This window comes from Pilosibacter rotomagensis (assembly GCF_045062245.2).
GTDB lineage: Bacteria > Bacillota > Clostridia > Lachnospirales > Lachnospiraceae > Pilosibacter.
The window spans coordinates 1220620-1241324 of sequence record NZ_CM170323.1; the positions used below are offsets into that span (position 1 = coordinate 1220620).

Consider the following 20705-nt stretch of genomic DNA (forward strand, 5'->3'; position numbering starts at 1 on the left):
GTTGCCGGCAGCCGGATGGGAAAGTATTCAATATATTTTCAAGGGAAACGGACGGCGGATCCTTGCCGGCCGGTGTGAAGATCTGAAGCCTTTGTTCTGCAGGCAGGTCTATCATACTATAAAATTCCGGGTTTGTCTTGAACTAAAAGGTTAAAATGAGAAATTTTATGAAAAAATATCAGGGCAGTGGATCCGGGGAGATGTACAGCTTACAGCGGGAAAGACAGAAAATGCACATTTTTCAGATGTAATGGGAAATAAAGATAAAAAAGATGGAAAACAGGAATCCGGCAGGACTGTCTTATCCCCGGACAGGAACCGGGAAAATGGTCTGCAGGGAATCTGTTTTCCACCTCTGAAAAATATAAATGATGTTATTTTAATTTTCCTGACGTGCCTTTAACGGAAGGATTTCTTTCCGATACACATAGCCGAGGCAGACTGCACTGAAAACGATCGCGAAAACTTCGGCGATCGGGAATGCGAACCATACGACGTGAAGTCCTCCGAGTTTCGCAAAAACAAATGCGACCGGGAGAAGAACGACCAGCTGACGGAACACGGAGATCCATAAGCTCAACATGCCGTGACCAAGCGCCTGAAACATGGAAGAGCAGACGATGGAGAATCCGGCGAACAGGAAGCTCAGGGAGATGGTCCGGAGTGCCGGGATGCCGATGGAGAGCATGGTGTCGGAGGCGCTGAAGATCATTAGGAGCTTATCCGGTATGAGCTGAACGACCGCTAAACCGATCAGCATGATCGTTACGGCATACATGGCAGCGAGCTTCAGGGTTCCCATGATGCGGTCCGGCTTTCCGGCGCCGTAGTTGTAGGCGATGATCGGGACCGTTCCGTTGTTCAGACCGAAGACCGGCATGAACACGAAGCTCTGGAGCTTAAAGTAGATGCCGAATACCGCAGTCGCCGTGGAAGAGAATGCGATGAGGATCTTGTTCATTCCGAAGGTCATGACACTTCCGATGGATGCCATGATGATGGACGGAATACCGACTGCATAAATATGGCTGATGATCTCGCTGTTTGGTTTAAAGTCACGGAGAGAGATCGTGATCTCATGGTTTCTCGTCTTGTTAAAGAAGAAACCGAGACAAAAGGCGATGATCTGCCCGATCACGGTAGCGCCGGCCGCACCCGCGATGCCGAGAGCAGGCGCTCCGAAATAACCGAAGATCAGGATCGGATCCAGAACGATATTGATGATCGCGCCGAGACCCTGGGTGTACATGGAGTAGATCGTTTTTCCGGTGGACTGTAAGAGACGCTCACAGGCGATCTCCATGAAAAGTCCGAAGGAAGCGATCGTGCAGACTCTTAAATAAGTAGTTCCGAGATCCACGATCTCCTCGATATCGGTCTGGAGACAGAAGAACTGTCTTGCAAAGCAGAGGCCGAAGAGTGCAAATACGACATAGCTCAATGCAGCAAGGAACAGAGCGTGATCCGCGATCTTGTTGGCGCATTCAAAGTTCTTTTCCCCAAGGTTTCTCGAGAGGGCGGCGTTGACACCGACGCCGGTTCCGGTCGCAACGGCGATCATCAGGTTCTGGGCCGGGAACGCCAGGGATACGGCGGTCAGGGCATTTTCACTGAGCTGTGCGACGAACATACTGTCGACAATGTTATAAAGTGCCTGGACGAGCATCGAGATCATCATCGGCACGGACATGGAGATCAGAAGCCGGTTTAGCGGCATGACTCCCATCTTGTTTTCTGTTGCCATAGAACATGACTCCTTTCATACATACATCCCTGCCTGTTTTCAGAAAAGAAAAAATGTAGGTAACGATTCAGCAGGTCTGCGCAGTTGCTGCGCTGACCGTAAGAAAGCCTTGACTTGAGGGAAAAATTCCATCGGCGCAGCGATCTGGAATGGATTTTTGCTCATAGCTTGCCATGCATCCGAAGGGAAGCTCCGGGGGAGGTTCCAGTAGGTGTGAAGGTACTGAACAGTTACAAATGTGGAAAGACTGCCGAAAGTTTGTACTTTGGCAGTCAGGATTCCTGAAAAAGGCATACTGTCTGGCATTATACGACAAATAAAAATGTTCGTCAACATAGATCTCATAGGTTGCCGTGCCGGGGGAAGAGTTTTGCTGATCTTAGCGGATTTTGCCGGATTGACAAAAGGGCGGGGGCGGCGTATCATAAAAACGATGCGGTAATTTTTGCGGACAGAGTGTGTCCGTGTACTGCAGCATGAAAATTTCATGGTTTCCGTCTGAGAAAAACGAGGAAAGCTGTGTACAGAGCAGAGAGCGGAAACTTATATTAATGAATAGGAGAGAAAGAATGATCCAGGAAATCGCCCCACATAAATTTGATCTGACTTACGGACAGCCGAAGGCGCAGGATGAGGACTTTGTCCTCTTTATCAAGAAGAGCAAGACACTTTTGAGAAAAACAGCTGAGGAGAATCATGAGATTCCGAAGTTTTCTGATTTCCAGGAAGACAAAGAAGCGCTCAAAGAGAACGCGTACTATCTGTTCGCGATCGATGGAAATCATTATTATTATGTGACAGAGATGCCGGAACATGTCTCCGACGCATATGAGCTCTGCCCGACAGCGGCATATCGGAAGATGCATCCGATGTACCAGGCGTTCGCAGGGATCACTGCTACCCAGCTTCACCGCTTTAAGGAGAGCAGAAAGTACTGCGGATGCTGCGGTCACCTGATGGAAAACAGCAAGACCGAGCGCGCGCTGGTATGCCCGGAGTGCGGACAGACTGAGTATCCGAAGATCTCCCCGGCTGTAATCGTTGCGATTTCCGATGGGGACCGTCTCCTGATGTCCAGATACCGTGTGAACAACAATCCGTACCGCGGATATGCGCTGATCGCCGGTTTTGTAGAGATCGGAGAGAGTTTTGAGGAGACGATCCACCGCGAGGTCATGGAGGAAGTTGGCCTGAAGGTCAAAAATATCCGCTATTATAAGAGCCAGCCGTGGGCATTCTCCGACACGGAGATGATCGGATTCTTCGCGGAGCTCGATGGACCGGACAAGATCAAGCTTCAGGAGGACGAGCTCTCCGAGGCTGGCTGGTACCACCGCGATGAGATCCCGGATGAGACGATGATGAACAGCATTGGAAGTGAGCTTAAGATGGTGTTCAAGTACGGAAGTCTCGAGAAGTTCTATGAGGCGACCGGGTATCACGACGAAAATTAGGGATATGGGAATATCGGATCAAGTGTGATCCTGATGGGGATCCTGCAGAAAGAATCGATGGCAGGTTGTAAATTGAAAAAAAGCCGGAGACTGAATTTCAGACTGTACGAGAAATTCAGTTTCCGGCTTTTTGCAACAGAAATTTTCTGCTAAAAAGACAGATGGATCAGGCTTTGCGGAATGTCCGGCAGAATTCCAGAAATTCTCGCAGGGTATCAGGAACATCCTGTGGATGATAACAGAATCCGATCACGCGTTTCGGAATCGGGATATCAAGCGGGATCTCGATAAGCGTACCGTTTTTCAGATCATCTTCGATGAAGTCTTTGATGACGCAGCCGATCCCGAGTCCGATCCGGGAGAACTCGATGAGGAGTTCCATGTCAGTCGTCTCGAGGATCTGGTTGATCTCGATCTGATTGTCGGACAGGTAGGCATCGACGTGTTTCCGGCTCATGTTGGAGCGGTTTAAGAGCATGATATTTCCGGTCTTAAAGATATCCGGGTCGTTTCCTTCTCTTAAATGAAGATTCTCCAGGTAGGCAGGCGTACAGACGAAGATGTCGCTGATCTCCATCAGGGGCTGGAAGTGGAGTCCTTTTCTGTTTTTTGGCTCAGCGACAAGGCCGATATCGATCTTTCTGGCATCGAGCATGTCGAGTGTCTGGTAGGTGGACTGGCTCTCGATGGCGATGTTTACATGTGGATATTTTCCGATAAAGCCTTTTAAGTAGGGGAGGAGGACGTATTTACACAGGGTGTTGCTGACGCCGATCTTTAAGTTTCCGATATGGAAGTCATGGATCCGTTTGAGTTCGCGTTCGCCGTGACCGATGGAGTCGAAGGCTGTGTTCACATGCTGGAAGAGGATGGTTCCTTCTCTTGTGAGCTGGACTCCGCGGGAGTTTCGGTTGAAGAGTCTGGTTCCGAGGCTTTCTTCAAGTTTGCTGATGGCTTTACTGATGGCGGGCTGGCTGATGTAGAGTTCTTTGGCAGCCCGGGAGATGTTGCCGCAGCGGGCTACCTCGTAGAAGATTTTGTATTGTGACAGATGTTGTTCCATGAAAATACCGCTGTCCTGTCAGGGACCGCAGGAACATAACCCCCTTTCATATGTGGTATTCGTATTATTTATAGCTATTATAATGAATGGGGGTGGGGATGTCAATATGAAATTGATGGCGAAAGGTACGCGCCGGTCGGCCTCCGGCTCCGGGCACTCGGGATTTTAGGGGCGGTTCCTCTAGACTTGCGGAAGAATGCTAAGGGCGGAGAAGATGGGACACAACTCGCTGCGCTCAAACAAGTGTCCCATCTCCTCCAACGCATTCTCCCGCGAGCCAAGAGGAAGCCAAGCCCCTGAAATCAGGCACCCGGATCCGGAGGCCGGCCGGCGCTGAAATTGGCTGTGCTGGGTGGGGATCGCAGGCGCTGCGCTGTGCGATCCTGGATAGTGGTGATGTCAGATGCGGTATGTTTTGAAGATTTCTGATATCTGGTACTGGACTGTGTGCAATCCTGGCTTAGGCGATCGCACAGAGGCCCAGTTCTTTTTTGAGGATTTCATCGACGGAGTCGAGGATTCCGAGGTGTGTCTCGAGATCGAGGTGGTCTACGGTCATTTCATTTTTTCGGGTGCAGCCGTCGACGCTGCCTGCGGCTACGGCGAGACGGAGAGATTCGGTCTCTTCGGCGCGGGTCGGGAGCAGGCTCTTCTCGGCGAGGAGGGAGCAGAGGGCGGCGATGCCGATGCCCCACCAGTTGGAGACGCCGCTTGCGAGTGTGAGATCGGCGGCTTCGGCGGTGCAGATCTTATCTCCGAACGGGACAAATGTCTCGATCACATTCCGGTAGGTTCCCATTCCCATTTCGTTTCCGCCGTCACCGATGGAGATCGTGACTGCTCCGGCTTTTTTTGCCTCGGAGAGGAAGAGGGCGGAGTCGGTGATCATGTCGTCGAGGACTTCACCGCGCATGCTGTGATAGTGGCCATTGGCGGCTTTTCCTGGGCGTTCTAAGGAGATGAAGTGGGTCGGGGAGAAGTTTTTGATGCAGCTTCGGATGAAGTCTTCGGTGTCTGTTTTTGGCAGCATCATGAGTTTTGCTTTAGGTGCGCGGTAGCAGACGACGTCGCTCACGATGGAGAAGGCGGGTTCGTCGGTGATCACGAGGACGGAGACGCCGAGTGCTGTCAGGGCGGCGGCGATATCGGCGATGCCGAGAGGTCCGTCTGTCTCGCCTACATAGGTTCCGTCTTCAAGGCGGACCGGGAAACCGGTGAGAAGGATCACGCGGCGGGCAGTGGAGAGTGTTTCAAGTGTTTCGCGGATCGGGTTGTCCGGCAGTGCTTTTAAGAGTCCGCGGTTTCCGAAGTCCTGTTTCATAATGGTATCCAGATCTTTAAAGAATGTCATGTTCATATCCTCCAATTGATGATCGGGCTGCAGGGAAGCGGAGATGGGATCGCCTGGGACGGTCCGGGGCTTTTGCGGCAGCGCGAATGTGATGAGAAGGAGAATGCTTTTTTCGTATCAGGGCAACAAAAAAAGCCACTGATCCCCTTGTTGGAAGATTCATGGCTCTTATTTACGGTGGGAGCATCCGGGCAGGAGTCCCGATAAATAAAAGAATCTGTTTTTGTATCTTTAGTTTAGTGGAAATGGGTGGAAATGTCAATGGAAAAAGGGAAATTCCGGTGGTATAATAAGCAGTAAAGTTACTTTTTATGGGTAGGAATTTTCTGAACTGAAAATTCCGTATGATACTGTTATGACCGCAGATTTTGCCGATTCGGAATGCGAAGCATCGGCAAAATCCTGTTACAGTGCGCGGGCATAGAGTGCCCGTGTACTGTAACGCAGTAAGGTTATAAGTTGATCAATGGAAGTACAGAGTTTTGGGAAAAGGGGAATACATTATGGAGAACAGGAACACGATCCTCGTGGTCGGCCAGGCGAAGCCGAGCAAAGAGGATGCGATCTACAATCTGCACGGGGAATTTTATATCAGTCTGATCGTGGAGCGGGAGACTGGAAAAATTTTGGAGCTGGACTGCAATACGATCCTGGATGTGACAAAGCGGTTTGTGGCATCGATGTTTGTCGGAAAAAGTTTAAAGACGGATATTCCGGCGATCGAGAAGGAGATCCGGGAGCGGTATTTTGCGCTGACGCAAAAGCCTCTGATCGCGTGTATGAAGGACGCGTGCAACCGGTATCTCACGGCAATCGGGGAGAATTGTCCGCAGAAGAAGAGCTGAGGAGACTGAAAAGATGCAGGAATGTCTGATCAGACTGAGCTGAACGACCGGTTAAAGGAACTTTTAACAGAGCAGAGATGAGAACTATAACATAATTGTATAGATCTGGAAACAAAAGAGTATAAATTTTAACATTCTTAAGCCGGAGCTTGTCTCCGGCTGTTTTTTTCTTGTTTTTTCCGGGATGGATTGACAAGGGGAAAAAACATGATAAAGTTATGAATGCTGTTTTTCAAAACCCCATGAAAAAGCGGCAGATAGACAGAGGTCTGGCATGAAAAAATGATTCCACAGAAATATCCGGGAGACAGGTTTTCTGCGATATGTTGAGAAACATGTGACCCTGTTATCATGAAAATCTAAAGTATGAAAAAGGAGTACCCCACTTATGAGTTCGTGGAATGATGTAACGAAAAAGGTGCGCGGGATGCGGAAAAATTTCGCATTCCGCTGTGCGATTTCTTTTGTGGCAGTTCTGGCATCTGCCCTTTTGCAGTCCTATGTGATCCTGGCGTTTATCCGTCCGGCGGGACTTTTGTCCAGCGGATTTACAGGACTTGCGATCCTGATCGACCGAATTACCGAGCTGTACGGATTTTCCGTATCGACTTCCCTGGCGTTAGTTGTCCTGAATCTCCCGGTCGCACTCATGTGCTGCCGCAGCATTAACGTGAAATTTACCGTATTTTCACTTTTACAGGTATTTTTCGCCAGCTTTTTCTTAAAAGTCTGCCATTATACCCCGTTGTTTGATGACCTGACCCTGAATGTGATCTTCGGAGGTGTTCTTTATGGACTCTCTGTTGTTCTCGCACTGAAAGGAAATGCATCGACCGGCGGTACCGACTTTATCGCACTTTATGTCTCAAATAAGACAGGAAAGTCGATCTGGAATTACGTGTTCATGGGAAATGTCTGCATCCTTGTGATCTTCGGACACATGTTCGGATGGAAATATGCAGGTTATTCGATCCTGTTCCAGTTCATTTCCACAAAGATGATCTCCACCTTCCATCACCGCTACGACCGCGTGACCTTACAGATCACGACCGAGAAGGCGGAGGAGATCATGAAAAAGTACGTCAGCCAGTACCACCACGGAATTTCCTGTGTGGAAGCGATCGGCGGTTACAGCCACAAAAAGATGTATCTGCTCCACACCGTGATCTCTTCCTATGAGATCAACGATATCGTCCAGCTGATCCAGGATGTGGATGAGCATGTGATCATCAACGTATTTAAGACGGAGAACTTCTACGGAGGATTCTACCGGGAGTCCCTGGATTAAGAAAATCAAAAAGTAATAAAGTAACTATTCAGTAGGTCTGCGCACTTGCTGCGCTGACCGTAATAAAACATGGGACGGAAGGCAAAAATCCCATCGGCGAAGCCGATCTGGAATGAATTTTTGCTCGTAACTTGCCATGCATCCGAAGGGAAGCTCCGGGGGAGGTTCCTGTAGGTGTGAGGGTACTGAACAGTTACGTAATAAATTACAGACAGCACACAGAACTCTGATTGTCGACATGGAAGGAGTACGTGTGCTGTCTTTTTATTTACGCGGACAACGAGCCAAAGTCCGCGCTTGCGCGAGACCTTGGCGACTGTCGCGATAACAAGGGGAAACTCGCGAATCGTGTTTTTGCTTGTTTGACAGGAAATTCCTGCGTTAAGTGTTGCGTACATTCGACTTAATGATGTCGCACACACCTTTTCTCCAGCATCGTCACCGCCTGATACAGCACCGCCGACAGCACACACAGGATCACGATAGACATGATCACGAGGTCCAGTTTGAAGACCTGGCTGCCGTAGATGATGAGAAAGCCGAGGCCTGCCTGCGCGGAGAGAAATTCCCCGATGATGACGCCGACGAGACAGAGACCGATGTTGACCTTCATGTTGCTGATGATGAGAGGGACAGAACCTGGCAGCAGGACCTTTGTGAGGACATCTTTCTGCTTCCCTCCGAGCGTATAGATCAGCCGGATCTGATCCGGGTCCATGGAGAGAAAGCCGTTGTAGAGCGTTAAGATCGAGCCGAAGACCGCCACGGAGACGGCCGCCGTGATGATCGTTTTCATGTTGTTGCCGAGCCAGACGATGAGGACCGGGGCGAGGGCGGACTTCGGCAGGCTGTTCAGCATGACAAGATACGGCTCCAGGATCTTTGCCAGCCGCCTGCTGGACCAGAGCGCCACCGCACCGAAGATCCCGATGCATGTCACGAGAAAAAAGCTGAGCATCGTCTCAAGAATCGTGATCCCCGTGTGATAAAAGATCGTCCGGTCCGCCGCCATGGAAAGAAAACAGGAGAGCACGCGGGACGGAGAACTGAAAATAAAATCATTCAGGATCCCGATGCGGGCACTGACTTCCCAGGAAACAAGGAACAGGATCAGAAACAAGACCCGGCAGGCAAAAATCTGTCTGCGGATCCGCCGTTCCTGTTCCAGATAGCGATGCTGGGCGGGAGAGACGGAGAGCGCTTCCGTGGGGATCGCACCCCGCCGCCGGAAAAAAAGAAAAGAAGCGATATCATGAAATTTCATCCGCTCCACCTCCGATCCCACATTTCGGTCCGTCATTTTCATCCTTTAGAGGAACACCCCCATACTTCCGATCATTTCCGTCCAAAGCCATCTCATCACCTTCCCCTGAATTTCCAAGAATCCTCCACAATTCATTAAAATAAGAAGAAAACTCCGGATAATTCCGCCGCTTCAAAGGACTCGTCTCATGATCCGGAAAACGGATCAGAAGCTCCCCCTTGATCCGCCCGGGCCGGCTCGTCAGGACCAGGATCCGGTCTGCCGCGCTGACGGCCTCGGAGAGATCGTGCGTGATCAGGATCGCCGTCTTTTTCCGGCTGCGGATGATCGAGCTGATATCATCACAGACGGAGAGTCTTGTCTGATAATCAAGAGCAGAAAACGGCTCATCGAGAAGCAGAAGATCCGGCTCCAGCGCCAGTGTCCGGATCAACGCCGCCCGCTGCCGCATGCCGCCGGAAAGCTCGGACGGCCTTGCGTCATAAAAATACTGAAGCCCATACGCATCAAGAAGCTCTCTCAGCCGCCCGATATGCCCGGGATCACACTTCCCCTGAACCTCAAGCCCGAGAGAAGCATTTGAAAAAATCGTGCGCCACTCAAACAGATGATCACGCTGCAGCATATACCCGATCCCGGACGATCCCTTCGCGACCGGGATCCCATCCAGAAGGATCTCCCCCCGCTCCGGCGCCAGAAGCCCGGAAAGCAGCGAAAGCAGCGTAGACTTCCCACACCCCGACGGCCCGACAATACAAAGAAACTCCCCGCTGTTCACATGAAACGATATATCAGAAAGGGCCTTCGTCTCTCCCTCCAACGTATGATAGGAGAAATCCACCCCATTCACTTCCAACTTCGGAGTCATGGACACCTCACAAACAGTATTTATTATAAAATATGAATCCATATCTGCACACGTGAACCGTTATCCATCAATCTTTCCTTTTGTCCAGCACCAGCGCAGACCACCCACCAGGCACGGGTGCATATTTGCGGGGCTTGGCTTCCTATTGGCTCGCAAAAGAATGCGTTGGAGGTGCGGGGACACTTGTCTGAGCGAAGCGAGTTGTGTCCCCGCACCTCCGCCCTTAGCATTCTTTCGCAAGCCTAGAGGAACCGCCCCGAAAATCCCGGCACCCATGCCTGGTGGGTGGCCTGCGCGTATCCTTCGCCAATCCCCCCAAAACCGTAAAAATTCCGCAAGAAAACCGAAAGACAGAAGTCCAAAAAACGCAAGCTTTCCCTGCTATACTACTCCTTAGTATAAAAAAAAACACAAACACCAAGGGAGTAAACCATGAGCAGTGAAGAAAAAATCTCACCTGATGAGTTCGATCAGGAACTGGAAGCTCTGATGAGCGGAAAAAAAGAACCAAAAAAGAAAAAAGGTGGAAAGAAAAAGAAGATCGCCGTTTCGGCAGCCGTCATCCTGGTCCTTGGGATCGCAGCCGGAAAGATCCTCGGCGGCGGAAAAGACATGGTCCCGGTGGTGGACACCGTAAACCCTGTGAGAAAAACGATCCAGAACCGCCTCTCCGTCACCGGCCCGGTATCCGGAACCGACAGCGTGGACGTCGTTTCCAACCTCCATGCGGAGATCCTGGAGATCCCGGTAAAAGAAGGGGACAAAGTCACAAAAGGACAGACACTGGCAGTCCTCGATGACTCCGATGTAAGAAAAACGGCAGATATCGCAAAAAACGATTACGATCTCGCAGTGAGCACCTGCGCGGAGAAAGACAAAGAAGCACGAAACGGCTACGCGAAAGCCATACAGGACCTGAACACCGCACAGGCGAACTACGACCGGACAAAAGCACTCTATGACGGCGGCAGCGTGCCGAAAGTAGACCTTGAGACTGCGGAAAACGGACTCAATGACGCGAAACGCGAGCGGGACTCCTATACCGTGAAGAATGGGACAGCGGTTGCGGACGATTCCTACCGCCTCCAGATCGAAAAGGCAAAATATGACTACGAGAAAGCGACGGAATCCCTGGAGGATACCGTGCTGAAAGCGCCGATCGACGGCACCGTGGTCCGCGTAAATACGAAAGTCGGACGGTTTGCCGACAAGATGGAGAACGATGCCCCGCTGTTTGTGATCGAAAACCTCGACCAGCTGGAACTTGAGATCAAAGTCAGCGAATATTCGATCGGAAAAGTCGCACTCGGACAGGAGGCGGAGATATCAGCGGATATTTTAAACGGCGGGACGGTCCACGGAGTTGTCGACTCGATCTCCCCGACCGGAGAGGAAAAAGGCGGCGGATCCACCGAACGTGTCATCCCGACAACGATCCGGATCACGGACAGCGATACGAAGCTGATCGCCGGGATCACCGCCCGCGCTTCGATCGTGCTGGAGGAATCGGAAAACGCCCTGACAGTCCCTGTGTCGGCAGTCATGGAGAAAGACGGGGCAGCTTATGTCCAGAAGCTCACGGACGGGGTCGTCTCCTGGGTTCCGGTCACCATCGGCGTGGAAGGAGATGTGGAGGCGGAGATCATCCCGCAGGAGGGCCATGCGCTGGACGAAAATTCGCTTCTGATCGCGGAGCCGGGAGAGCAGTATCCGGAAGGAATGGCTGTCAATTCAGCGGCAAAACAGGGGGAATAAGAGATGTTTGAAAAATGGAGAGGAGCTGCCTGGCTTACGGAAAATGTGACGGACGAGCTGATCCGCCTAGAAAATCTCGTGAAGATCTATGACACGGGCGCGATCCGGGTCCTGGGATTAAAAAAGATCAACCTGACGATCCGCCGCGGGGAATTTGTGGCGATCATGGGCCATTCCGGATCGGGAAAATCCACCCTGATGAACATTCTGGGCTGTCTCGACCGCCCGACACTCGGTCATTACTATCTGGATGGGATTGACACGGCGGCGCTGTCGCCGGATGAACTCTCGGCGGTGAGAAACAAAAAGATCGGTTTCGTATTCCAGTCCTTCAATCTGATCTCACGCACATCGGCATTAAAAAATGTGGAGCTGCCGATGACTTATGCGAGGATCCCGAAGAAAAAACGGACGGAGCGTGCCATGGAACTTTTAGATTGTGTGGGACTTGGCGCACGTGCCGGTCACATGCCGAACGAGATGTCCGGCGGACAGAGACAGCGCGTGGCGATCGCCAGAGCTCTCGCAAACGAACCGCCGCTGATCCTCGCGGATGAGCCGACGGGAAACCTCGACACGGCGGCATCGATCGAGATCATGGAGATCTTTGCGGAGCTCCACAAGGCTGGAGCCACGGTGATCGTGGTCACCCACGAGGAAAACATTGCCGCCTTCACGGACAGGATCATCCACTTTTCCGACGGACAGATCATCAAAGATGAGATCAATGAGAATCCGACAAAGGGGAGCGGGGAACTCCACATGAAGGGCCTCTACCGACATTTCCGGGAGGCAGCCGGAACAGAGAGCGGGGTGAGTTCATGTTAGGGGAAAATATGGTCATGGCGTTCCATGCCATCATGGCGAACAAGATGCGTTCCTTTCTGACGATGCTCGGCATCATCATCGGGATCGGCTCCGTCATCTCGATCGTCTCCATCGGAGACACCATGCGGGGACTGTTTGCGGATCTCTACAAGGATGCGGGAACGACGCAGGCAGTCGTGTCGATCGGATACTGGGTCGAGGACGTGCGGGACAGCGATTATTTCACATTGGATGACCTGGAGAAGATCCGGGAAGTGTTTGCAGACGAGATCGCATATATCGACAGTTATGCGAGTGTGAGCCCGGATGTCCGCGTGGGTCGGACTTCCATGAAATTTGATCTTCAGGGAGTCGACCGGGATTATCAGGAAGTACAGCCGGTGACGATGGTTGCCGGACGGTATTTAAACGAGAGTGATATCCTTGGAAGAAAGAAAAACGTGGTGATGGAGGCGGAGAGCGCCGGAAAACTTTTTGGAACGGAGGATGCGGTCGGGAAGACATTCCGGACGACGATCTACGGGGACACGGACCTCTATACCGTAGTCGGCGTCTATAAAAAGGAGATGAGCGCGTTTCAGAAACTGCTGATGGGCGGTTCCAGCGATACAGGGTCCGCATACATTCCGTACACGTTGCTCACCTGGCCGAATGATACGTTTTATTACTGCCGCTTATATGCAAAAGAAGGAACCGATATGGTGGATCTCATGTCCCGCCTGACCGCCTATCTCGGAAAATTAAAAGGGCGGAACGCAGGAGATTTCTATACGAACACGGTGGCGGATGAGATGGGAAGCATTGACAGCATGATGGGAGGACTTTCCATGGCGGTCGGCGGGATCGCGGCGATCTCCCTGATCGTCGGCGGGATCGGGATCATGAACATCATGCTGGTGTCCGTCACGGAGAGGACCCGGGAGATCGGGATCCGGAAAGCGCTGGGCGCGAGGACCAGGGATGTCCTGATCCAGTTCCTCACGGAGTCGGCGATCCTGTCCGCCCTGGGCGGGATCATCGGCGTCGTACTTGCCGTGACCGTTGTGACGGCGGGAGGTGCCGCGTTTGGACTCCCGGTCGTGATCCGGCCGGGGATCATCATTCTTGCAGTGTCATTTTCGGCGGTTGTCGGAATTTTCTTTGGAATCTATCCGGCATCGAAGGCCGCAAAGGCGGATCCGATCGACGCGCTGCGGTACGAGTAAAAAAGTCTGCGATCCCCTTTAAGAATTTACGCGGCTAATCTGTTTGCAAGAATGTTCAGCGCCGTGTATAATTATGAAATGAACTGCCGCCTGGTGTTCCGGACCGGAGAGAGTCGGGAGTCATTTCTTGAATATGCAGCGCTGGCAGCCGGAAACCTGATCCTGGACAGCATGATCCTCGGGATCCTTGTGAGGGGAGGAATTCCTCTCTACGTGGCAAAGGTCATGATGGAATGTACCATGTTCCTGTTCAGCTGGATCATGCAGCATCAGATCATATTCAGAAAGAGAGGAAAGCAGTATGGGATGGGAGTTTGATATCTTAAACGGGATCCAGTCGGTATTTCAGTCGGATCTTATGGATCAGATTATGCCTGCAGTCACCGCTCTCGGGAACGGCGGCATCTTCTGGATCGCGGCAGGACTTGTTTTTACTTTATATAAAAAGACGAGAACATTTGGAATCTGCATTCTGACAGCACTGGTCTTTGAGGTACTGAGCTGCAATGTGATTCTGAAACCTCTGGTCGCAAGACCGCGTCCGTTTACTTCAGATCCGGCGAGAATCCTTTTGATCCCGAGACCGGAAGATTATTCGTTTCCGTCTGGACATACGGCGGTATCCTTTGCTGCAGCGTCAGCCGCCTGGTTTATGAAGAAGAGAAAAACAGGTGTGGCTTTTGGGGCCGTCGCATGCCTGATCGCATTTTCGAGACTGTATCTGTATGTCCATTATCCGACGGATGTATTGGCCGGGGCTGTCATTGGAATCCTCTGCGGGGCAGCCGCTTCAAAACTGACAGAGATGGTAGCGGCGGCCCGAGAGGCACGAAGAGATTCCGGCCCGGAAATTCCGGTCGGGAAGTTATGAAAGAGGGAGAACCATGGAGAAAAAGCCGGGAATGTCGCTGAGTTTGAGCTTCTGAGGTTCATGGCGCAGAATCCGAATGTCGTATTTTCAAAGGATCGTCTCTTTGAGGCAGTCTGGGGATACGATTACGTCTCGGACGCGGCGACTGTGTCAGTCCATGTGAACAGGATCCGGGAGAAGATCGAGGACGATGCGAGAAATCCGAAGATCCTCGAGACGGTCTGGGGAGCGGGATACCGGTTGAATTCATAATTATAACATGAAAAAACCGCTTACGGATTTCCGGATCCATAAGCGGTTTTGATCAATTTTTTCCTTTTTTATTCTACAAGAGCTCCATTTACATCAACCGTGTGTCCATCCGGAGTTACACAGTCAACCATGAGAGTTCCCTTGAATCCGTCGCCTTCCTCATGGAAGTAGTACCATTTGCCGCCGATCTCATGCCATCCGGTAAAGAGGGCGCCGGTCTCAAGGTCCATGTAGTACCAGTTGCCGTCATCTTTTACCCAGCCGGTCTGCATGATGTTGTCATGACCGAAATAGTACCAGGTTCCGTCGATCTCCAGCCAGTAGTCAGTTGCTTCGAGACCTTCTGCGAAATGATATTTCCAGGTGCCGTCAGCGAGTTCTTCCCACGCACCGCCAGCCGGGGATTTTAAGCCGCGGAGGCGACCGCCGTTTACACTGCGGTACTGTTTAGGATAAGTCGGCTCTGTTGTGTCAGCAGCCTGTGCTGTGATCATTGTTCCGAGTGCCAGAGTTGCAGCGAGAGCTGCGATACAGATCTTTTTCATGAAAAATACCTCCTGGGATTTCCTTTTCCGGTATCAGACTGCATATAAAAAATATGAAATCTGCCGTTTTTTCTACGAACTTATCTATATCCTAATATGGAAACAGAAAAGAGTCAATAAAAAGTGGCAAAATAGCGGCAAATAGAGAGTGAAAAGACGGCAAAAATGCGGCGGGAGCTCTCACAGGCAGGAAATTTTGGGGTTGCTTTGTCATAGTGAGAAATTTCGTGAACTGAAAATTTCGTACAATCCTGTAACGTTTTCTGAACATGGAATTCCACGTGATATTGGAGTGAAAATATGAGAAAAAAGGGAAATAGAAAAGTGTTGTCAAGTTTTCGGGTTTGTGATAAAATGAGTGGCACAGTTTTGTGGATGACACAATTTCGATGAAACCGGCGGTTTTATGGAATTTTCTGCCCGGAATAAGGGCGGACGGACCGCCTTTTTGGATTCACTTTTGCGTTGATGGAGGCAGATATGAAATATAAGTGTCTGATCTTTGATCTCGATGGAACACTGGTAAATTCGATCCATGCGCTGACCTACTGCACGAACCTCGCTCTTGAGAAGTTCGGGCTCGGTCCTCTGACGGAGACTCAGATGAAGACGATCGTCGGGGATGGATATAAGATGCAGATGAAGCGTTCTCTGGCCGCCTGCGGAGATACGGACGAAGCGCATTACGAGGCAATCTTACCTGTATATATGGAGATTTTCGGAAAATACTGTAACTATGAGATGCATCATTACGATGGGATCATGGAGCTCACGGCGAGAGCGAAGGAACTCGGTCTTAAGATCGCGGTCGTGTCCAATAAGCCGGACGCTCAGGCGAAAAAGACGGTGGAATACGTGTTCGGAACAAACTATTTCGACACGGTGATCGGGGAGCAGGAAGGTGTCCCGAAGAAGCCGGATCCGTCAGGGGCGCTGAAGGCGGCGAAACTCTGCGGTGCAGATCCGTCGGAGTGCCTGTATTTTGGTGACACGAACACGGATATGAAAACTGGAAAGAATGCGAAGATGACGACCGTTGGAGTTCTCTGGGGATTCCGGGGGCGTGAGGAACTTGCCGCATTTCATCCGGAATTTCTGCTTGAAAAGCCGCAGGATATCTTAAAAGAGATAGTCGGGTGATGATACCGGAGGAGACAGATTGAAATATTTTAAGAAAACAAGACGAAAACGGGTGGAAGCATGGCTCATTGCAGCGATGTTTCTTTTTGGTTCCCTGACCGGGTGCGCTTCTGTCAGGGACACACACGGGAATGTGGGAACTCCAGGAGACGGGAAGCTGAAGGTTGTGACGACCTTGTTTCCGTATTATGATTTCGCAAGACAGATCGCCGGTGACGTCGTGGATCTTTCCATGGTGATCCCTGCCGGTCAGGACAGCCATTCGTTTGAACCAACGCCTGCAGATATCCGACTGATCCAGAATGCGGATTTTCTGATCTGCAACGGCGGAACGATGGAACAGTGGGTGACACAGGTGCTCGGATCCCTGGATGCCCCGGACCTGAAGGTCATCACGATGATGGACTATGTCGATGTCGTTCAGGAGGAAATCGTGGAAGGAATGGAAGATTCCGGCGACGATCATGGACATGATCATGCGCATCATGACGAGGAAGACGGTGACCATGCAGATCATGACCACGATACGGAGGACCATGACCATGCGGACGACGACCATGCCTACGAGATCGAGTATGACGAGCATATCTGGACGTCTCCGGTGAATGCCATGAAGATCACGCAGGTGATCGCGGATACGCTGGAGGAGATGGATCCGGCGGATGCGGCGGTTTTCCGGGCGAATGAGGCGGATTACCTCGGGAAGCTGAAGAATCTCGACCAGGAATTCCGGGATGTCGTGGACGGTGCGGATCTTGACCTGATCGTCATGGCGGATAAGTTCCCACTCCGCTATTTTGCGGACACCTACGGACTCCGCTACCGGGCAGCGTTTTCCGGCTGTTCGTCCGACACGGAGCCGAGCGCGAAGACGATCGCTTATCTGATCGACAAAGTGCGGGAGGAACAGATCCCGGCGGTCTACTATCTGGAGCTTTCCAGCCACCGGGTGGCGGAGATCATCAGTGAGGAGACCGGAGCGAAGCCGTTATTATTCCACTCCTGCCACAACGTGACGAGGAGAGAATTTGAGAGCGGCGTTACCTATCTGCAGCTGATGGAACAGAATGTTGTGAATTTACGGGAAGGACTTTATCGATGAACCAGCCTTTATTAAAATGTGAACATGTGGACTTTGGATATGAAAATTACGATGTGGTGAAGGACGTGTCCATGGAGATCGTTCCCGGGGATTATCTCTGCATCGTCGGTGAGAACGGATCCGGAAAGAGTACGCTGATGAAGGGCCTTTTAGGGCTCTTAAAGCCGACCGGGGGAGTCCTCACGATCGCGGACGAGTTAAAACGGTCCGGCATCGGATATCTCCCGCAGCAGACGCCGGCGCAGAAGGATTTCCCGGCAACGGTCCAGGAGGTCGTACTTTCCGGCTGTCTCGGAAAGCGCGGAAACCGCCCATTCTATTCTGCGGCGGAGCGGAAGATCGCACAGGTCAACATGGAAAAGCTCGGGATCACGGATCTGAAAAAAAGCTGCTACCGGGATCTCTCCGGCGGCCAGAAGCAGAGAACACTGATCGCGAGAGCGCTCTGCGCGACCGACAAGCTCCTGATCTTAGACGAGCCGATCACCGGTCTCGATCCGGCATCGACCCAGGATTTCTATGCGGTGATCCGCCATCTGAACAGAGATGAAAAGGTCGCAGTCCTGATGGTCTCCCATGATATCGGGAACATCGTGACTCAGGCGAACAAGATCTTACAGTTGAAACAGACAGTCCAGTTCTACGGGACTGTGGAAGAGTATAAAAAATCGGAATTTGGAAGAGAATTCCTCGGAGGTGAGAGCTAAATGGGACTTTTACAGGAAATGTTTTCCTATCCGTTTCTGGTGCGCGCGATGATCGGCGGGATCTGTATCTCTCTGTGCGCGTCGCTTTTAGGCGTCAGCCTTGTATTAAAACGGTATTCGATGATCGGTGACGGACTGTCCCATGTATCGTTCGGTGCCTTATCGATCGCAGTGGCGTTTAACTGGGCGCCTCTCGCGGTGTCGATCCCGGTCGTCGCAGCCGCAGCGGTCCTGCTCCTTCGGATCACGGGAAACGGAAAGATCAAGAGTGACGCGGCGATCGCGATGATCTCTGCAGGATCCCTGGCGATCGGTATTATCGTGACCTCCCTGACAACGGGAATGACGACCGATGTGAGCAGCTACATGTTCGGAAGTATCCTCGCCATGAGCCGTGAGGACATGTATCTGAGCGTGGTGCTCTCCGTGATCGTCCTCGGAATGTTTGTGATCTGTTATAATAAGGTCTTTGCAGTGACGTTCGACGAGAGCTTCGCAAAGGCGACCGGCGTGCGCGTGTCGGCCTATAACCTTCTGATCGCGGTCCTTACTGCGATCACGATCGTCCTCGGAATGCGGATGATGGGTGCCATGCTGATCTCGAGTCTTGTGATCTTCCCGGCGCTGACCTCCATGCGGATCTTTAAGAGTTTTTTCGGTGTGGTCGTTTCCTCCGGCGTCGTGTCGGTGGTGTGTTTCTTCATCGGACTCGTTCTTTCCTATGTATATTCGATCCCGGCAGGAGCGAGTGTGGTGGTCGTCAATCTCGTGATGTTCGGGGTGTTCTGCATCGTTCAGATCCTGAAGCAGAAGGTGCGGTAAGAAAGATATGCTTTCTTCCGGTCAGCGCAGACAGATGCGCAGATCTGCGGAAAACTTCATAATGAGAAAAAATCTCAGATACTGCCGCTTTCCGAAAAACAAAGGAAAGCGGCAGTACTTGACTTTGCGGGAAAATGTGTTAAAGTTAGTAAATGGTAACGAAAAATGAAAGTGCTATGAGAAGACGGATTCGCAGTGATCTGAAAACTGCGGCATGTGTTCCGGTCTGCGGATGAGAAGAAACACTGGAAAACAGACCTGTCAGAACTACAGAAACATGGCACAGGTGACAAGAAAGAGGTGTCATTATGACAAAGATCGATATTATCTCCGGTTTCCTCGGAGCCGGAAAAACAACATTTATAAAGAAGCTTCTGAAAGAAGCGATCGCGGGTGAGAAAGTAGTCTTGATCGAGAATGAATTTGGTGAGATCGGAATCGACGGCGGATTTTTAAAGGATTCCGGAATTGAGATCCGTGAGATGAACTCCGGATGCATCTGCTGTTCCTTAGTTGGTGATTTCGGACGTTCCTTAAATGAAGTCCTCACAAAATATACACCGGACCGTGTCATTATCGAGCCGTCCGGCGTCGGCAAACTTTCTGATGTCATGAAGGCAGTATGCGACGTTGCAGGCGAGATCGACGTTGTATTAAACGGTTCTGTTACGGTTGTTGACGCACAGAAGTGCAAGATGTACATGAAGAACTTCGGTGAGTTCTTCAACAACCAGATCGAGAGCGCCGGAACGATCGTTTTAAGCCGTACCGATGTCGCTGACGCTGACAAGGTTGCACAGTGCGTTGAGATGATCCGTGAGAAGAACCCGAAGGCAGCGATCGTGACAACTCCGATCGACAAGCTGACTGGTGAGCAGCTTCTTGCGATCATCGAGAAACCGACCGATGATATGGCTGAGAAGCTTCTTGAGGAAGTAAAAGAAGGTCATCACCACCATCATGACGATGACGAGGAGTGCTGCTGTGGCCACCACCATCATCACCATGACGACGATGACGATGAGGACGAGCATGAGCACCACCATCACCATGACGATGACGAGGAGTGCGGCTGCGGTCATCACGACGATGATGACGATGAGGACGAGCATGAGCACCACCATCACCATGACGATGACGAGGAGTGCGGCTGCGGTCATCACCATCATCACCATGACGATGATGACGACGAGGATGAGCACGAGCATCATGACGGCGAGTGCGGCTGCGGTCATCATCACCATCACCACCATGACCATGATGCCGATGAGGTATTCACAAGCTGGGGTCTTGAGACAAACCGCACGATCACAAAGGAGAAACTCGAGTCCCTGTTACAGGAGCTTGCTCATTCTGAGAAATACGGTCAGGTTCTCCGTGCAAAGGGAATGCTCCCGGATGCAGACGGAACCTGGTACTACTTTGATCTCGTTCCGGAGGAGACGGAAGTCCGCACAGGCGCTCCGATCTACACAGGTAAAGTGTGCGTGATCGGTTCCAACTTAAAGGAAGACGAGTTAAAGAAAGCATTCGAGGCTTAAGAGACGAATGCGCAGTGTCGGGCATGTGCCGGACACGGATATGAAAGAATGCCCGTAGCT

19 protein-coding genes and 1 pseudogene are annotated in these 20705 nt (G+C 51.5%); 14 read left to right on the forward strand and 6 right to left on the reverse strand.

Annotated features, from left to right (window positions below; translation table 11 throughout):
* Positions 1-379 precede the first annotated feature (379 nt).
* Entirely contained in the window at positions 380-1744 is a 1365-nt protein-coding gene (locus tag ACI3EW_RS05400; protein ID WP_405580330.1) for an MATE family efflux transporter, read from the reverse strand.
* Between the two features lie 569 nt (positions 1745-2313).
* Here ACI3EW_RS05400 and nudC point away from each other — a divergent pair.
* A complete protein-coding gene (gene nudC, locus ACI3EW_RS05405; RefSeq protein WP_215703157.1) occupies positions 2314-3198 on the forward strand; it encodes an NAD(+) diphosphatase in 885 nt (294 codons plus the stop codon).
* 166 nt (positions 3199-3364) lie between these two features.
* On the opposite strand, the gene ACI3EW_RS05410 is transcribed toward nudC, so the two are convergent.
* Both ACI3EW_RS05410 and ACI3EW_RS05415 read right to left on the reverse strand, forming a co-directional pair.
* Positions 3365-4261, reverse strand: coding sequence for a LysR family transcriptional regulator (locus ACI3EW_RS05410; RefSeq protein WP_118298492.1), 897 nt, complete (start codon positions 4259-4261; stop codon positions 3365-3367).
* Between the two features lie 460 nt (positions 4262-4721).
* Positions 4722-5612, reverse strand: coding sequence for a DUF4392 domain-containing protein (locus ACI3EW_RS05415; RefSeq protein WP_215703158.1), 891 nt, complete (start codon positions 5610-5612; stop codon positions 4722-4724).
* Positions 5613-6115: 503 nt separating this feature from the next.
* Between ACI3EW_RS05415 and ACI3EW_RS05420 the strand changes: the two genes are divergently transcribed.
* Together ACI3EW_RS05420 and ACI3EW_RS05425 are read left to right on the forward strand one after the other, a co-directional pair.
* The gene (locus ACI3EW_RS05420; protein WP_118298490.1) at positions 6116-6457 is read left to right on the forward strand and encodes a DUF3870 domain-containing protein; all 342 of its coding nucleotides are present in this window, start codon (positions 6116-6118) and stop codon (positions 6455-6457) included.
* A 388-nt stretch (positions 6458-6845) separates the two neighbouring features.
* Positions 6846-7745, forward strand: a complete 900-nt coding sequence (locus ACI3EW_RS05425; protein ID WP_405580336.1) for a YitT family protein — start codon at positions 6846-6848, stop codon at positions 7743-7745.
* 403 nt (positions 7746-8148) lie between these two features.
* Here ACI3EW_RS05425 and ACI3EW_RS05430 read toward each other — a convergent pair whose 3' ends face one another.
* Both ACI3EW_RS05430 and ACI3EW_RS05435 read right to left on the reverse strand, forming a co-directional pair.
* Positions 8149-9009 carry an ABC transporter permease gene (locus ACI3EW_RS05430; RefSeq protein ID WP_118529509.1) on the reverse strand — a complete coding sequence of 287 codons (861 nt, stop codon included), beginning with the start codon at positions 9007-9009 and terminating at the stop codon, positions 8149-8151.
* Positions 8996-9877 (reverse strand): ABC transporter ATP-binding protein, encoded by an 882-nt coding sequence (locus ACI3EW_RS05435; RefSeq protein WP_118299130.1) that lies wholly within the window; start codon positions 9875-9877, stop codon positions 8996-8998. Before ACI3EW_RS05435 ends, ACI3EW_RS05430 begins: the two co-directional genes overlap by 14 nt.
* A 432-nt stretch (positions 9878-10309) precedes the next feature.
* Between ACI3EW_RS05435 and ACI3EW_RS05440 the strand changes: the two genes are divergently transcribed.
* From ACI3EW_RS05440 to ACI3EW_RS05465, 6 genes and pseudogenes are all read left to right on the forward strand, one after another.
* Positions 10310-11632 (forward strand): efflux RND transporter periplasmic adaptor subunit, encoded by a 1323-nt coding sequence (locus ACI3EW_RS05440; RefSeq protein WP_405580339.1) that lies wholly within the window; start codon positions 10310-10312, stop codon positions 11630-11632.
* Positions 11633-11635: 3 nt separating this feature from the next.
* Positions 11636-12460 (forward strand): ABC transporter ATP-binding protein, encoded by an 825-nt coding sequence (locus ACI3EW_RS05445; protein WP_118299128.1) that lies wholly within the window; start codon positions 11636-11638, stop codon positions 12458-12460.
* The gene (locus tag ACI3EW_RS05450; protein ID WP_215703162.1) at positions 12454-13665 is read left to right on the forward strand and encodes an ABC transporter permease; all 1212 of its coding nucleotides are present in this window, start codon (positions 12454-12456) and stop codon (positions 13663-13665) included. The genes ACI3EW_RS05445 and ACI3EW_RS05450 overlap by 7 nt, the downstream gene beginning before the upstream one ends.
* Positions 13666-13689: 24 nt before the next feature.
* Entirely contained in the window at positions 13690-13983 is a 294-nt protein-coding gene (locus tag ACI3EW_RS05455) for a GtrA family protein (RefSeq protein WP_405580398.1), read from the forward strand.
* Positions 13967-14536 carry a phosphatase PAP2 family protein gene (locus ACI3EW_RS05460; RefSeq protein ID WP_215703164.1) on the forward strand — a complete coding sequence of 190 codons (570 nt, stop codon included), beginning with the start codon at positions 13967-13969 and terminating at the stop codon, positions 14534-14536. The genes ACI3EW_RS05455 and ACI3EW_RS05460 overlap by 17 nt, the downstream gene beginning before the upstream one ends.
* Positions 14537-14575: 39 nt before the next feature.
* Positions 14576-14788 (forward strand): annotated as a pseudogene (locus tag ACI3EW_RS05465) (winged helix-turn-helix domain-containing protein); the annotation flags it as partial.
* Between the two features lie 68 nt (positions 14789-14856).
* On the opposite strand, the gene ACI3EW_RS05470 reads toward ACI3EW_RS05465, so the two are convergent.
* Positions 14857-15333, reverse strand: a complete 477-nt coding sequence (locus ACI3EW_RS05470; protein WP_118321592.1) for a hypothetical protein — start codon at positions 15331-15333, stop codon at positions 14857-14859.
* Between the two features lie 480 nt (positions 15334-15813).
* On the opposite strand from ACI3EW_RS05470, the gene ACI3EW_RS05475 reads away from it, so the two are divergent.
* The 5 genes from ACI3EW_RS05475 to ACI3EW_RS05495 all read left to right on the forward strand — a co-directional run bounded on the left by ACI3EW_RS05475 (position 15814) and on the right by ACI3EW_RS05495 (position 20645).
* Entirely contained in the window at positions 15814-16473 is a 660-nt protein-coding gene (locus tag ACI3EW_RS05475) for an HAD family hydrolase (protein ID WP_405580344.1), read from the forward strand.
* A gap of 19 nt (positions 16474-16492) precedes the next feature.
* Positions 16493-17575: a metal ABC transporter substrate-binding protein gene (locus tag ACI3EW_RS05480; protein WP_405580347.1), complete on the forward strand. Its 1083-nt coding sequence runs from the start codon at positions 16493-16495 to the stop codon at positions 17573-17575.
* A complete protein-coding gene (locus ACI3EW_RS05485) occupies positions 17572-18282 on the forward strand; it encodes a metal ABC transporter ATP-binding protein (RefSeq protein WP_215703167.1) in 711 nt (236 codons plus the stop codon). Before ACI3EW_RS05480 ends, ACI3EW_RS05485 begins: the two co-directional genes overlap by 4 nt.
* The gene (locus ACI3EW_RS05490) at positions 18283-19104 is read left to right on the forward strand and encodes a metal ABC transporter permease (RefSeq protein ID WP_118529516.1); all 822 of its coding nucleotides are present in this window, start codon (positions 18283-18285) and stop codon (positions 19102-19104) included. It abuts the gene before it with no gap.
* A 308-nt stretch (positions 19105-19412) separates the two neighbouring features.
* Positions 19413-20645: a CobW family GTP-binding protein gene (locus ACI3EW_RS05495; protein WP_405580352.1), complete on the forward strand. Its 1233-nt coding sequence runs from the start codon at positions 19413-19415 to the stop codon at positions 20643-20645.
* Positions 20646-20705: the final 60 nt, after the last annotated feature.